This is a genomic window from Streptomyces sp. NPDC020362 (assembly GCF_040642095.1).
GTDB lineage: Bacteria > Actinomycetota > Actinomycetes > Streptomycetales > Streptomycetaceae > Streptomyces.
This window is the reverse complement of the sequence record NZ_JBFAET010000031.1, coordinates 35,102-48,155: the sequence shown is the minus strand read 5'-3', so window position 1 is coordinate 48,155 and position 13,054 is coordinate 35,102. Positions and strand designations below refer to the sequence as shown.

The 13,054-nt window shown below is 70.2% G+C and carries 10 protein-coding genes; 8 read left to right on the top strand and 2 right to left on the bottom strand.

Going from position 1 to position 13,054, the window contains the following annotated elements; translation table 11 throughout:
* The first annotated feature begins 167 nt into the window (after positions 1–167).
* Positions 168–1,001, top strand: a complete 834-nt coding sequence (locus AB0H32_RS15090; RefSeq protein WP_361119524.1) for an HAD-IB family hydrolase — start codon at positions 168–170, stop codon at positions 999–1,001.
* Between the two features lie 336 nt (positions 1,002–1,337).
* Here AB0H32_RS15090 and AB0H32_RS15085 read toward each other — a convergent pair whose 3' ends face one another.
* Complete coding sequence (locus AB0H32_RS15085) at positions 1,338–2,162, bottom strand: oxidoreductase (RefSeq protein WP_361119522.1); 825 nt, start codon at positions 2,160–2,162, stop codon at positions 1,338–1,340.
* Positions 2,163–2,308: 146 nt separating this feature from the next.
* On the opposite strand from AB0H32_RS15085, the gene AB0H32_RS15080 reads away from it, so the two are divergent.
* The gene (locus AB0H32_RS15080) at positions 2,309–3,289 is read left to right on the top strand and encodes an ATP-binding protein (protein WP_361119520.1); all 981 of its coding nucleotides are present in this window, start codon (positions 2,309–2,311) and stop codon (positions 3,287–3,289) included.
* 3 nt (positions 3,290–3,292) lie between these two features.
* Here AB0H32_RS15080 and AB0H32_RS15075 read toward each other — a convergent pair whose 3' ends face one another.
* Positions 3,293–4,558 carry a hypothetical protein gene (locus tag AB0H32_RS15075; RefSeq protein ID WP_361119518.1) on the bottom strand — a complete coding sequence of 422 codons (1,266 nt, stop codon included), beginning with the start codon at positions 4,556–4,558 and terminating at the stop codon, positions 3,293–3,295.
* 335 nt (positions 4,559–4,893) lie between these two features.
* Here AB0H32_RS15075 and AB0H32_RS15070 point away from each other — a divergent pair, with 335 nt between their 5' ends.
* The 6 genes from AB0H32_RS15070 (at position 4,894) to AB0H32_RS15045 (ending at position 13,050) form a co-directional block, all read left to right on the top strand.
* Positions 4,894–7,194, top strand: coding sequence for a SulP family inorganic anion transporter (locus tag AB0H32_RS15070; RefSeq protein WP_361119516.1), 2,301 nt, complete (start codon positions 4,894–4,896; stop codon positions 7,192–7,194).
* A gap of 115 nt (positions 7,195–7,309) precedes the next feature.
* Positions 7,310–9,265: an acetate--CoA ligase gene (gene acs / locus AB0H32_RS15065; protein WP_361119514.1), complete on the top strand. Its 1,956-nt coding sequence runs from the start codon at positions 7,310–7,312 to the stop codon at positions 9,263–9,265.
* Between the two features lie 399 nt (positions 9,266–9,664).
* A complete protein-coding gene (gene nhaA / locus AB0H32_RS15060; protein WP_361119512.1) occupies positions 9,665–11,122 on the top strand; it encodes a Na+/H+ antiporter NhaA in 1,458 nt (485 codons plus the stop codon).
* An 86-nt stretch (positions 11,123–11,208) separates the two neighbouring features.
* Positions 11,209–11,697 (top strand): phage holin family protein, encoded by a 489-nt coding sequence (locus tag AB0H32_RS15055; protein WP_361119510.1) that lies wholly within the window; start codon positions 11,209–11,211, stop codon positions 11,695–11,697.
* Positions 11,694–12,629, top strand: a complete 936-nt coding sequence (locus AB0H32_RS15050; RefSeq protein WP_361119508.1) for an alpha/beta hydrolase — start codon at positions 11,694–11,696, stop codon at positions 12,627–12,629. The genes AB0H32_RS15055 and AB0H32_RS15050 overlap by 4 nt, the downstream gene beginning before the upstream one ends.
* A 241-nt stretch (positions 12,630–12,870) precedes the next feature.
* Entirely contained in the window at positions 12,871–13,050 is a 180-nt protein-coding gene (locus AB0H32_RS15045) for a hypothetical protein (RefSeq protein ID WP_361119506.1), read from the top strand.
* Positions 13,051–13,054 lie beyond the last annotated feature (4 nt).

Here is a 13,054-nt window from a genome sequence, read left to right as displayed (position 1 = left end):
GACCCCCGCCGGGGGGGAGAGCGGGGGTCGTCCCCACGGCCGACTCGGGGGGGGAGGAGTCGGACCGGGTTAGCACGGTCGCGAACGATCCGTGACTTCCATGGTGTACCCGAGAGCCCTCTCAGGCAAACCCACGCGCCCCACCTTACGCCGAATGGTGGGCGCATATGCTCAGGGGCGTGGAAAACCACTCCTTGCCCCGCGCAGCAGCCTTCTTTGACCTGGACAAGACGGTCATTGCGAAGTCGAGCACGCTCACCTTCAGCAAGTCCTTCTACCAGGGTGGACTGATCAACCGCAGGGCCGCACTGCGTACCGCATATGCCCAGTTCGTGTTCCTGGTCGGCGGCCTCGACCACGACCAGATGGAGCGCATGCGCGAGTATCTGTCCGCGCTGTGCCGCGGCTGGAACGTCCAGCAGGTCAAGGAGATCGTCGCCGAGACCCTGCACGACCTGATCGACCCGATCATCTACGACGAGGCCGCCTCCCTCATCGAGGAGCACCACACCGCCGGCCGCGACGTGGTGATCGTGTCCACCTCGGGCGCCGAGGTGGTCGAGCCGATCGGCGAGCTGCTCGGCGCCGACCGGGTGGTGGCCACGCGCATGGTCGTCGGCGAGGACGGCTGCTTCACCGGGGAGGTGGAGTACTACGCCTACGGCCCGACCAAGGCCGAGGCGATCAGGGACCTCGCCGCGACGGAGGGGTACGACCTCGACCGCTGCTACGCCTACAGCGACTCGGCGACCGACCTGCCGATGCTCCAGGCGGTCGGGCATGCGCACGCCGTGAACCCGGACCGCGCACTGCGCCGCGAAGCGCTCTCGCGCGGGTGGCCGGTTCTGGAGTTCCGCCGGCCGGTCCGGCTCAAGCAGCGGCTGCCCTCCTTCTCCGTGCCGCCCCGCCCGGCGCTCGTCGCGGCTGCGGCCATAGGAGCGGCGGCAGCCACCGCGGGCCTGGTCTGGTACGCGAGCCGGCGCCGCAGCATCGCCTCCTGACCGATTCACGCCCGTTTGAACCTGAAAGTAAAGAAGTGCAGGCAGGGGTTCCGCTTGCACATTGCTTGCAGTACAAAGGATTTAACGGCCCGCGAGACCAAAGGACATCCGAGAGGATCCCCTTCTACGCACATGGCCCACGGACCTTGTATGGACATCGGGCACCCACGCGACGTCGACCCGTCGATTACGGGCCAGCCGCACCAGGTGACGGGCAAAGTCCCCGACCTGATGGGCGACATATCGAGGACGCTTGGTAACCGGGTGAACATGCCAGCGGCGGTACGAGGACTCGTACCGCCGCAACCCGTGTCCGGGGTTTTTCGGGGGGGTTTCTCAGGCCGCCCCGCGCTGCAGCGCCTCGCACACCGCGGTTGATTCGCGCTGGCCCAGTTCGACCGCCCTGCCGCAATGCGCGATCCAGGCCGCCATGCCTTCCGGAGTGCCGGAGACGTACCCGTCGAGCGCGGAGAGGTAGGAGGCGCGGCCCAGTTCGGCATGACCCACCTCGGCCGGACAGACGGCCTTGGGGTCGAGACCACTGCCGACCAGGACGATCCGCTCGGCCGCGCGCGCGACCAGGCCGTTGTGGGAGGTGAAGGGGCGCAGAGCGAGCAGCTCGCCGTGCACCACGGCGGCCGTCACCAGTGCGGGCGCGGAGGTGCCCGCGATGATCAGGTCCGCGAGACCCTCCAGGCGGCCGGACACCTCCTGGGCGTCCGGCAACGGCAGTTCGACCAGCGGCTCGTCGACCGGCTCACCCGACTGGCGCGGCCTGCCGACGCCGTCATCGTTGCCCGCCGCGGCCACAAGGTGCAGCCGGGCCAGCACCCTGAGGGGCGACTGCCGCCAGATGGACAGCAACTGGCCCGCCTCGGCCGTCAGCCTCAGCGCCGCACCCACGACACGCGCCTCGGCGTCGGCGCTGAAGTCGGTGCGCCGCCGCACCTCCTCCAGGGCCCAGTCGGCGCCGGACAGCGCCGCCGAACCGCGGGCGCCGCGCAGCGCCGCCTCGGAGGTGATCTCGTTGCTGCGGCGCCGCATGACCCGGTGCCCGTAGACCCTGTCCACAGCCTTGCGCACGGACTCCACGGACTCGGCCACACCGGGCAGCGAGCCCAGGGCCGCGAGCGGATCGGCGGTCGCGCCTGTCGTACTCATGAGTACGACACTACGCGTCCGCCCTACACCCGGCCGCGACCCCCCAACGGGCTTCGGGCCCCTTTGAGCGGCCTCGCCCCACGAAGGAGTGGTCTTCTTCACTCCGACTGCCACATACAGCTATCGCATGACTACCCTTGGTGAACATGAAAATTGCTTTCGTCGGGAAGGGCGGCAGCGGCAAGACCACGCTCTCCTCCCTCTTCGTCCGCCACCTCGTGGCCGCCGGCCGGCCGGTCGTCGCCATCGACGCGGACATCAACCAGCACCTCGGCCCCGCGCTCGGCCTGGAGGAGACGGAGGCGGCCGCCCTCCCCGCCATGGGTGAACGGCTGTCGCTGATCAAGGACTACCTGCGCGGCGCCAACCCGCGCATCGCCTCCGCCGCCACGATGATCAAGACGACCCCGCCCGGCGAGGGCTCGAGGCTGGTACGGGTGGGAGAGCCCAACCCGGTGTACGACGCCTGCGCACGCCCGGTGGAACTCGACGGCGGCGCCGCGCGTTTGATGGTCACCGGCCCCTTCACGGACGCCGACCTGGGGGTCGCCTGCTACCACTCCAAGACGGGAGCGGTGGAGCTGTTCCTGAACCACCTCGTCGACGGCCCCGACGAGTACGTCGTGGTCGACATGACCGCGGGTTCGGACTCCTTCGCCTCCGGCATGTTCACCCGCTTCGACATGACGTTCCTCGTCGCCGAACCGACCCGGAAGGGGGTCTCCGTCTACCGCCAGTACAAGGAGTACGCCCGCGACTTCGGCGTCACCCTGAAGGTCGTCGGCAACAAGGTCCAGGCGCAGGACGACATCGACTTCCTCCGCGCGGAGGCCGGCGACGACCTGCTGGTGACGGTCGGGCACTCGGACTGGGTGCGGGCGATGGAAAAGGGACGCCCGCCGCGGTTCGACCTCCTGGAGGAGGCCAACGCCCATGCCCTGCACACGATGCGGGCCGCCGCCGACGCGACGCACGAGCTGCGCGACTGGGCGCGCTACACGCGTCAGATGGTGCACTTCCATCTGAAGAACGCCGAGGCGTGGGGCAACGAGCGCACGGGGGCCGACCTGGCGGCGCAGGTCGACCCCGACTTCGTGCTGAGCGAGAGCGTGGCAACTCCCGCCTGAGGGTTACTGCTTGTCGGCCGGCGCTCCGGGGACACCCTTCGGGGCCGGGGCCGGGCGGCCGGAGAGGAAGGACGCCCAGCCCTGCCGGGGCGCCTCACCCACCTTCAGGGTCCGCAGCTTCGCCAGCGTCTGCGGGTTCTGGGCATCGAGCCAGTCGACGAGCTGGTGGAAGGAGACACAGCGCACCTCGGACTTGTTGCACACCTCCTTCACCACCTCGTCGACGGCACGCATGTAGGTGCCGCCGTTCCAGGACTCGAAGTGGTTGCCGATGATCAGGGGCGCGCGGTTGCCGTCGTAGGCCCGGTAGAAGCCCTTGAGCAGGCCGTCGCGCATCTGGTCGCCCCAGTAGTCGAACTTGTCGGGGTCGCCCTGGGTCTGGGTGCCGGACTGGTTGACCATGAAGTTGTAGTCCATGGTCAGCTGCTCGTAGGTGTGCCCGGGGAAGGGGACCAGCTGCATGGACACGTCCCACAGGCCCTGCTTCTTCTTGGGCCAGACCTGGTCGTCGACTCCGCTGGAGTCGTAGCGGAAGCCCAGCTGACGGGCCGCCTTCATGAAGTTCTTCTGCCCTTCCAGGCAGGGTGTGCGGGCGCCGATCAGCTCCTTGTCGTAGTCGAAGGGCAGCGGGGTCGCCTTCTTCAGGCCGGTGTTCGTCTTCCAGGACTTCACGAACTCCTTGGCCTGGGCGATCTCGCTCTTCCACTCCTTGACCGACCACTCGCCGACCCCGCCGTCGGGGCCGCAGAAGTGGCCGTTGAAGTGGGTGCCGATCTCGTTGCCCTCCAGCCAGGCCAGCCGCACCTGCTTGAGGGTGTCGGCGATGCCCTGCTCGTCGTTGAAGCCGATCTCCGAGCTGCCAGGCGAGTGCTGGGGCGGATGGTAGAGGTCACGCTTCTCCTCCGGCAGCATGTACACGCCGCTGAGGAAATACGTCATCGTCGCGTTGTTCTCCTTGGCGACCTTGCGGAAGTGGGAGAACAGCTTCTGGCTGTCCTCACCCGCGCCGTCCCAGGAGAACACCACGAACTGCGGTGGTTTCTGGCCGGGCTTCAGCCGCTCGGGGACGGGCAGATGCGGCTGCGAGCCGGTGTACGCGGTGGACCCGTCGCCGATCAGCCGGAGCACGCTGTTGGGTGCGGGCGCCCCCTTATGCGGGCCGGACGTTCCTTGTTTCGATCCGTTGGAGCCGGTCGCGCAACCGGCGAGCGACGCGGCAGCGGCCGCGGCGACCATGGCACCGGCGGCGACCCTCTGAGTGGCGGCCATGTTCCGCCCACCTTCTTCCTTCTCTCACGAGAACGCTGGCGAGGGGCGTTTTCTGTTGATCTGCCGGGTTGTGCCGACAGCGCCGCCAAGGTCGCACGGGACCGAGAAGGAATTAATACGACAAGCCGATAAAATGATTGGTTCGTCAATAGGGGTGAACGGCTACTCCATTTGCTACGAAAAGCTATAAATACCCTTTACTTGGCATTACGGTTCATTTACCAAGCGTTGATCTCATCCCGCCGCTGCACGCCGTGACCCCCTGGCCGCGACCGAGCCCGCCCCCGACGGCGAGCACCCGGGCCGCGACCACGCCGCCCGGAGGAGACGGGACCATGTCAGCCTGCTCACCCCCTCGCACCCAGCACCCTCACGCGCCCCACAGCACCCCGCCGGCACCGCGCCGCGGCTTCCGCATCGAGGGCGCCGATCTGTCCGCGTCCCTCGCGGTGTTCCTGATCGCCCTGCCCCTGTCCCTCGGCATCGCTCTCGCCACCGGCGCCCCGCTGCAGGCAGGGCTGGTCGCCGCCGCCGTCGGCGGACTCGTCGCCGGACGGCTCGGGGGCAGCCCGCTGCAGGTCAGCGGCCCCGCCGCAGGACTCACGGTGGTCACCGCCGACCTCATCCACCGCTACGGCTGGCGGGCCACCTGCGGCATCACCGTTCTCGCCGGGCTCGCCCAACTGGGCCTCGGCTGCCTGCGCGTGGCCAGGGGTGCGCTCGCCGTCAGCCCCGCCGTGGTGCACGGCATGCTCGCCGGCATCGGCGTCACCATCGCCGTCGCCCAGCTGCACATCGTTCTCGGCGGCAGCCCGGACAGCTCCGTCCTCGCCAACCTGCTCGCCCTGCCCGCCCAGTTGGCCCACCTGCATCCGGCCGCCGTGTCGATGAGCGTGCTGACCCTGACCCTGCTGCTGGCCTGGCCGCGCATCCCCGGCCGCGCCGGACGCCTCACACGGGGCGCCCCGGCCGCCCTGGTCGCCGTCGCCGGAGCCACCGCCACCGCCGCGCTGACCGGGCTGGACCTGCCCCGGGTCGACCTGCCGTCCTGGCGCAGCCACGCCCTGGCCTCGCTGCCCGAGGGGCCGGTGCTCGGCGTCGCCGCCGCCGTACTCTCCACCACCCTGGTGTGCAGCGTGCAGTCGCTGCTGGGCGCGGTCGCCGTGGACAAGCTGGCCGCCGCCCGGCCCGGGGCCCCGGTCGGCCGCTCGGACCTGGACCGCGAGCTGCTCGGCCAGGGCGCCGCCAACATCGTCTCCGGCGCGCTCGGCGGGCTGCCGGTCGCGGGAGTGGCCGTGCGGAGTTCGGCGAATGTGCATTCCGGTGCCGTGAGCCGGAACTCCACGATGCTGCACGGCGTTCTCGTAGTAGTCGCCGCGCTGCTGATGGTCCCGATCCTGGAGCAGATCCCGCTCGCCTCGCTCGCCGCCCTGGTGATGGCCGTCGGCATCCAGATGGTGTCCCTGCACCACATCCGCACGGTGACCCGCCACCGTGAAGTGCTGGTGTACGCCGCCACCACACTCGGCGTGGTGTTCCTCGGCGTCCTGGAGGGCGTGGTCCTCGGGGTCGCCGTGGCGGTCGCCCTCGCCCTGCGCCGCCTCACCCGCACCCGTATCACGCACGAGCAGAAGGGAGTAGTCCATCACGTACGTGTACGAGGCCAGTTGACGTTCCTCGCGGTGCCCCGGCTCAGCAGAGCCCTGCATCTCGTACCCCAAGGCGCCCACGCCGTAGTGGAGTTGGACGGATCGTTCATGGACCACGCGGCGTACGAGTCACTGCAGGACTGGCAGAGCACCCACACCGCGCGGGGCGGTTCCACCGAGCTGACGGGCCGGCGCAGCGGAGTCCGGACCGCCGATCCGACCTCGTCCGCCATGTGCCGCTGCCGGCCCTGGACACCCTGGCGCAACCACCGGGCCTGCTTCCCGGGGGCTCCCGCCGCGCCGGTCGCCCAGGAACTCGCCCGTGGCATCGGCTCGTTCCAGCGCAACACCGCCCCGCTGGTGCGGGAGGAGCTGGCGCGGCTGGCGCGGGAGGGGCAGCGGCCCGCACAGCTCTTCCTCACTTGTGCCGACTCCCGGCTCGTCACGTCGATGATCACCTCCAGTGGTCCCGGCGACCTGTTCGTCGTCCGCAACGTCGGCAACCTGGTGCCGCCGCCGGGCGAGGAGCACGGCGACGACTCGGTGGCGGCCGCCGTCGAGTACGCGGTGGAGGTGCTCGGGGTGCGGTCCATCACGGTGTGCGGGCACTCGGGGTGCGGGGCGATGCAGGCGCTGCTGACCGCCGAGCCCGGGAGTGCGGCGACCCCGCTGAGGCGGTGGCTCAGGCACGGTATGCCGAGCCTCGAGCGGCTGGCCGACGACCGGCGCACCCGGCCCCGGCTGGCCGGGCGCGCGCACGCCGACGTGGCGGAGGAGCTGTGCCTGACCAATGTGGTCCAGCAGCTGGAGCACCTGCGGGCGCACGCCCCGGTCGCGCGGGCACTCGCGACCGGCGCGCTGGAGCTGCACGGAATGTATTTCCACGTGGGCGAGGCGCAGGCCTATCTGCTCGGCCGAACCGGGAAGGTGTTCGAAGACGTCAGAGGAGACGCAAGCGCGGCTGAGGAGCTGCGCAGTCCGGTGTGACCGGCCACTTCAGACAGGTCTAAACCAATTTCGCCGAAGACTCTTGTCATCGGACCCCCGTGTCTGATGAGCTGTGGCCTAGGACACAACGGACACCCCGGGAAAGGGAGATGTCGTGAGCAACGAAAGCCTGGCCAACCTCTTGAAGGAGGAGCGACGCTTCGCGCCGCCGGCCGACCTGGCCGCGAACGCCAATGTCACGGCCGAGGCGTACGAGCAGGCCAAGGCTGACAGGCTCGGCTTCTGGGCCGAGCAGGCCCGTCGGCTGACCTGGGCCAAGGAACCGTCGGAGACGCTGGACTGGTCGAACCCGCCGTTCGCGAAGTGGTTCAAGGACGGCGAGCTGAACGTCGCCTACAACTGCGTGGACCGGCACGTCGAGGCGGGCCTCGGGGACCGGGTCGCCATCCACTTCGAGGGCGAGCCCGGCGACAGCCGCGCGATCACCTACGCGGAGCTGAAGGACGAGGTCTCCAAGGCTGCCAACGCCCTGCTGGAGCTGGGTGTCCGCAAGGGCGACCGGGTCGCCATCTACATGCCGATGATCCCGGAGACGGCGATCGCGATGCTGGCCTCGGCCCGTATCGGCGCCGCCCACTCGGTGGTCTTCGGCGGCTTCTCGGCGGACGCGCTCGCCACCCGGATCCAGGACGCGGACGCCAAGGTCGTCATCACCGCCGACGGCGGCTTCCGGCGCGGCAAGCCGTCCGCGCTCAAGCCGGCCGTGGACGACGCGATCGCTCGCGTGGACAACGTCGAGCACGTGCTGGTGGTGCGCCGCACCGGGCAGGAAGTGGCCTGGAACGCCGAGCGCGACGTGTGGTGGCACGAGCTGGTGGAGCGCCAGTCGGCCGAGCACACCCCGGAGGCGTTCGAGGCGGAGCACCCGCTGTTCATCCTCTACACCTCCGGCACGACGGGGAAGCCGAAGGGCATCCTGCACACCTCCGGCGGCTACCTCACGCAGGCGGCGTACACGCACTGGGCGGTGTTCGACCTCAAGCCGGAGACGGACGTCTACTGGTGCACGGCGGACGTCGGCTGGGTCACCGGGCACTCGTACATCGTGTACGGGCCGCTGGCGAACGGCGCGACGCAGGTCATGTACGAGGGCACGCCGGACACCCCGCACCAGGGCCGGTTCTGGGAGATCGTGGAGAAGTACCGGGTCACGATCCTCTACACGGCGCCGACCGCGATCCGGACGTTCATGAAGTGGGGCGACGACATCCCCGCCCAGTTCGACCTGTCCTCCCTGCGGGTCCTCGGCTCCGTGGGCGAGCCGATCAACCCCGAGGCGTGGGTCTGGTACCGCAAGCACATCGGCGCCGACCGGACGCCGGTCGTGGACACCTGGTGGCAGACCGAGACCGGCGCGATGATGATCTCGCCGCTGCCCGGCGTGACCGAGGCCAAGCCCGGCTCGGCGCAGCGCCCGCTGCCCGGCATCAGCGCGACGGTCGTCGACGACGAGGCGCACGAGGTGCCCGACGGCGGCGGCGGCTACCTGGTCCTCACCGAGCCGTGGCCGTCGATGCTGCGCACCATCTGGGGCGACGACCAGCGGTTCCTCGACACCTACTGGTCGCGCTTCGAGGGCAAGTACTTCGCCGGTGACGGCGCGAAGAAGGACGAGGACGGGGACATCTGGCTGCTGGGCCGGGTGGACGACGTCATGCTGGTGTCCGGGCACAACATCTCCACCACCGAGGTGGAGTCGGCGCTCGTCTCGCACCCGGCGGTCGCCGAGGCGGCCGTCGTCGGTGCCACCGACGAGACCACCGGCCAGGCCATCGTCGCCTTCGTGATCCTGCGCGGTACCGCGTCGGAGGACGACAAGCTCGTCGGCGAGCTGCGCGACCACGTGGGCGCCACGCTCGGCCCGATCGCCAAGCCCAAGCGGGTCCTGCCGGTGGCGGAGCTGCCGAAGACCCGCTCGGGCAAGATCATGCGCCGGCTCCTGCGGGACGTGGCGGAGAACCGTCAGCTCGGTGACGTCACCACACTGACGGACTCCACGGTCATGGACCTCATCCAGGCCAAGCTCCCGGCAGCGTCGAGCGAGGACTAGGCGGCAGCCCCCAAGGGGCGCCCGGCGTGCACACGCCGGGCGCCCCTTTTGCATGCACCGTGCACCTCGCCTTTGCCCGCAGCTCTGTCCGCAGCACGGACCTCGCCTCGCACGCGGCACGGACCTCACCCCGTACGCGGCACGGACCTCACCCCGTACGCAGCACGAACCTCGACTCACACGCAGCGCAGGCCTCGGCCCGTACACAGCGTGAACCTCACCCCGTACACAGCGTGAGCCCACGTCGACTCATACGCGGCGTGAACCTCAGCGGATGCATCTCGCGCCAACCTTAGGTAAACTAAGCAAAGCCCTCAATGCGAAACGATCCTCAAGGTGTGCCGGGAAGTCTGGTCGGCAAGTGCTCCGTCCTGCCCACCCGATCCGGAGGTCCCCGCCGTGGCCGCGCCCCGCAAGACCGCGCCCCGTAGCCCGAACACCGCCCGCAAGGTCCTCGGCCGCCTGTCCCTGCCCGAGCGGACGTTCGTCGCGGATGCGCTGCGCACCGAGACGGTCGGCGGCGTACTGCTCCTCGTCGCGGCGGTCGCGGCACTGATCTGGGCGAACATCCCCGCGCTGCGCCACAGCTACGCGTCGGTCAGCAACTTCCACTTCGGCCCCGGCGCCCTCGGCCTGGACCTCTCCGTGGCCCACTGGGCCGCCGACGGCCTGCTCGTGGTGTTCTTCTTCGTCGCCGGCATCGAACTCAAGCGCGAGCTGGTCGCCGGGGACCTGCGCGCCCCCAGGGCGGCCGTGCTGCCCGTGGTGTCGGCGCTGTGCGGCATGGCCGTACCGGCGCTCGTGTACACCCTCACCAACCTCACCGGCCACGGCTCCACACAGGGCTGGGCGGTGCCCACCGCCACCGACATCGCCTTCGCGCTCGCCGTCCTCGCGGTCATCGGCACCTCGCTGCCCAGCGCCCTGCGGGCCTTCCTGCTGACCCTCGCGGTCGTCGACGACCTCTTCGCGATACTGATCATCGCGATCTTCTTCACCGACCGGATCGACTTTCCCGTGCTCGGCGCGGCCGTCGCCGGACTGGCGGTCTTCTGGGTGCTGCTGCGCAAGGGCGTACGCGGCTGGTACGTGTACGTGCCCCTGGCGGTCGTGAACTGGGCGCTGATGTACAACAGCGGCGTGCACGCCACCATCGCCGGCGTCGCGATGGGCCTGATGCTGCGCTGCACCGCCCGCGAGGGCGAGCAGCACGCGCCGGGCGAGCACATCGAGCACCTGGTGCGGCCGCTGTCGGCCGGTCTCGCCGTACCACTGTTCGCGCTGTTCAGCGCCGGTGTGTCGATCACCGGCGGGGCGCTCGGGGACGTGTTCGCCAGGCCGGAGACGCTGGGGGTGGTGCTCGGACTCGTCGTCGGCAAGACGCTCGGCATCTTCGGCGGCACCTGGCTGACCGCGCGGTTCACCCATGCCGAGCTGAGCGAGGACCTGGAATGGGCCGACATCTTCGCGGTGGCCTCCCTCGCCGGGATCGGCTTCACCGTCTCGCTGCTCATGGGCGAGCTGGCCTTCGCGGGCGACACGGCGCTGACCGACGAGGTGAAGGCGGCCGTCCTCGTCGGATCGCTGATCGCGGCCCTGTGTGCGACGGTGCTGCTGAAGATGCGCAACGCCAGGTACCGCGGGCTGTGGGAGGACGAGGAGCGCGACGAGGACCGGGACGGCATCCCGGACGTCTACGAGCAGGACGACCCCGCCTACCACCTGCGGATGGCGAAGATCTACGAGAACAAGGCCGCGGAACACCGGCGCGCCGCCGCCGAGAAGGCCGCCGCGGCGCGCCACGGGCTTCAGGAAGTGCCGGGCGGGGCAGGCGAGGAGGACGGTCGTCCGGCATGATCTGACGAGACGGTACAAATCAAGACGGTCTTCGAGACGGCAGACGGTCTTCAAGACGGCAGACGAGACATCAGAGGGAGAACGCGATGAGCGCACCCGACGGCAGCCCGGTCGGCGCCGAACGCAGCATCGGCCAGCTGTTCGCCTCGGCGACGACCGATTTGTCGGCGCTGGTGCACGACGAGATCGCGCTGGCCAAGGCTCAGCTCAAGCAGGACGTCAAGCGCGGCGCGACGAGCGGCGGTGCGTTCACGGCGGCCGGCATGGTGCTGCTGTTCTCCCTCCCGATGCTCAACTTCGCGCTGGCGTACGGCATTCGGACCTGGAGCGGCTGGAACCTCGCCATCTGCTTCGTGCTGTCCTTCGCGGCGAACGTCCTCGTCGCCGGTCTCCTCGCGCTCATCGGCATGGCGTTCGCGAAGAAGGTCAAGAAGAGCCAGAGCCCGCAGATGGTCGCCGCCTCGGTGAAGGAGACGGCGGGCGTCCTGCAGAACGCCAAGCCGCATCCGCGCCCGGAGCTGCCGCAGGACCGGGCTCCGGAGGCCATCGAAGCTGTGGCACGCTCGTCGTCATGACGGAGCCCGCAGCGGCATCGGCCGTACGAATCGAACTTCCCCACGGGGAAAAGGTGACGCACCGGGACGTCGCCGCCAACGGCGCGCGATTCCACATCGCCGAACTCGGCGACGGCCCCCTGGTGCTGCTGCTGCACGGCTTCCCGCAGTTCTGGTGGACCTGGCGGCACCAGCTGGTCGCGCTCGCCGACGCGGGCTACCGGGCCGTGGCCATGGACCTGCGCGGTGTCGGTGGCAGCGACCGCACCCCGCGCGGGTACGACCCCGCCAACCTCGCCCTGGACGTCACCGGCGTGATCCGCTCGCTCGGCGAGCCGGACGCCGCTCTGGTCGGCCACGACCTGGGCGGCTATCTGGCCTGGACGGCGGCGGCGATGCGGCCCAAGCTCGTACGGCGGCTCGCGGTCGTCTCGATGCCGCACCCCCGGCGCTGGCGCGCGGCGATGCTGCGGGACGCCCGGCAGACGGCCGCCAGTTCCTACATCTGGGGGTTCCAGCGGCCGTGGATCCCGGAGCGTCAGCTGACCGCCGACGACGGCGCGCTGGTGGGGCGGCTGATCCGCGAGTGGTCCGGGCCGCGACTGCCGGACGACGCGGACGTGGAGACGTACCAGCGGGCCATGTGCATCCCGTCCACCGCGCATTGTTCGATCGAGCCGTACCGCTGGCTGGTGCGCTCGCTGGCCCGCCCGGACGGCATCCAGTTCAACCGCAGGATGAAGCGGCCGGTGCGGGTGCCCACCCTGCATCTGCACGGTTCGCTGGACCCGGTGACCCGCACGCGCAGCGCGGCCGGCTCGGGCGAGTACGTCGAAGCCCCGTACCGCTGGCGCCTGTTCGACGGTCTCGGTCACTTCCCGCACGAGGAGGACCCGGCGGCCTTCTCGACCGAGCTGATCAACTGGCTGAAGGATCCCGAGCCAGACCGCTGAGACCCCGGACAGCCGAGACCCCGGACAGCCGAGACCCCGGACAGCCGAGACCCCGGACCGCGCCCGGCGTCCGGCCGGGCTCCGGGAGGTCGCCGTCCAAGACCGGTCGGTGACCGGGCCGGTGCGTGGAGTATCCGGTTCCTGGACACTTGTTCCTCGAACGGCCACATGCCTGCCGCATAGGCCAATTGGGGGGCGCGCAGGCGGTTATAGACCTTGGGGCAGGGGCACACGTCGGGGTATGGGCTGGACGCACGACTACAGTGACGCACCCCGCAACCGCCGTTCCGCTGCCGGGCCGGGCTCCCCGCAGCGGGGCACCCCGCAACTGGCGGGGACGGACCTGAGGGTGGGGATTCCGCGCATCCTGCGCCGCCGGGCCCGCTGGGTCTCCATGCGCCTGCGTCACCCGCGCGGCTGAGCCC

What these genes read in the sequence shown, in the direction of transcription:
- AB0H32_RS15085 (WP_361119522.1), bottom strand. Translation starts at nt 2,162, where the DNA reads ATGAGTACGACAGGCGCGACCGCCGATCCGCTCGCGGCCCTGGGCTCG.
- AB0H32_RS15050 (WP_361119508.1), top strand. Translation starts at nt 11,694, where the DNA reads ATGACGGAGCCCGCAGCGGCATCGGCCGTACGAATCGAACTTCCCCAC.
- AB0H32_RS15070 (WP_361119516.1), top strand. Translation starts at nt 4,894, where the DNA reads ATGTCAGCCTGCTCACCCCCTCGCACCCAGCACCCTCACGCGCCCCAC.
- AB0H32_RS15075 (WP_361119518.1), bottom strand. Translation starts at nt 4,558, where the DNA reads ATGGCCGCCACTCAGAGGGTCGCCGCCGGTGCCATGGTCGCCGCGGCC.
- AB0H32_RS15055 (WP_361119510.1), top strand. Translation starts at nt 11,209, where the DNA reads ATGAGCGCACCCGACGGCAGCCCGGTCGGCGCCGAACGCAGCATCGGC.
- AB0H32_RS15090 (WP_361119524.1), top strand. Translation starts at nt 168, where the DNA reads ATGCTCAGGGGCGTGGAAAACCACTCCTTGCCCCGCGCAGCAGCCTTC.
- AB0H32_RS15080 (WP_361119520.1), top strand. Translation starts at nt 2,309, where the DNA reads ATGAAAATTGCTTTCGTCGGGAAGGGCGGCAGCGGCAAGACCACGCTC.
- AB0H32_RS15045 (WP_361119506.1), top strand. Translation starts at nt 12,871, where the DNA reads ATGGGCTGGACGCACGACTACAGTGACGCACCCCGCAACCGCCGTTCC.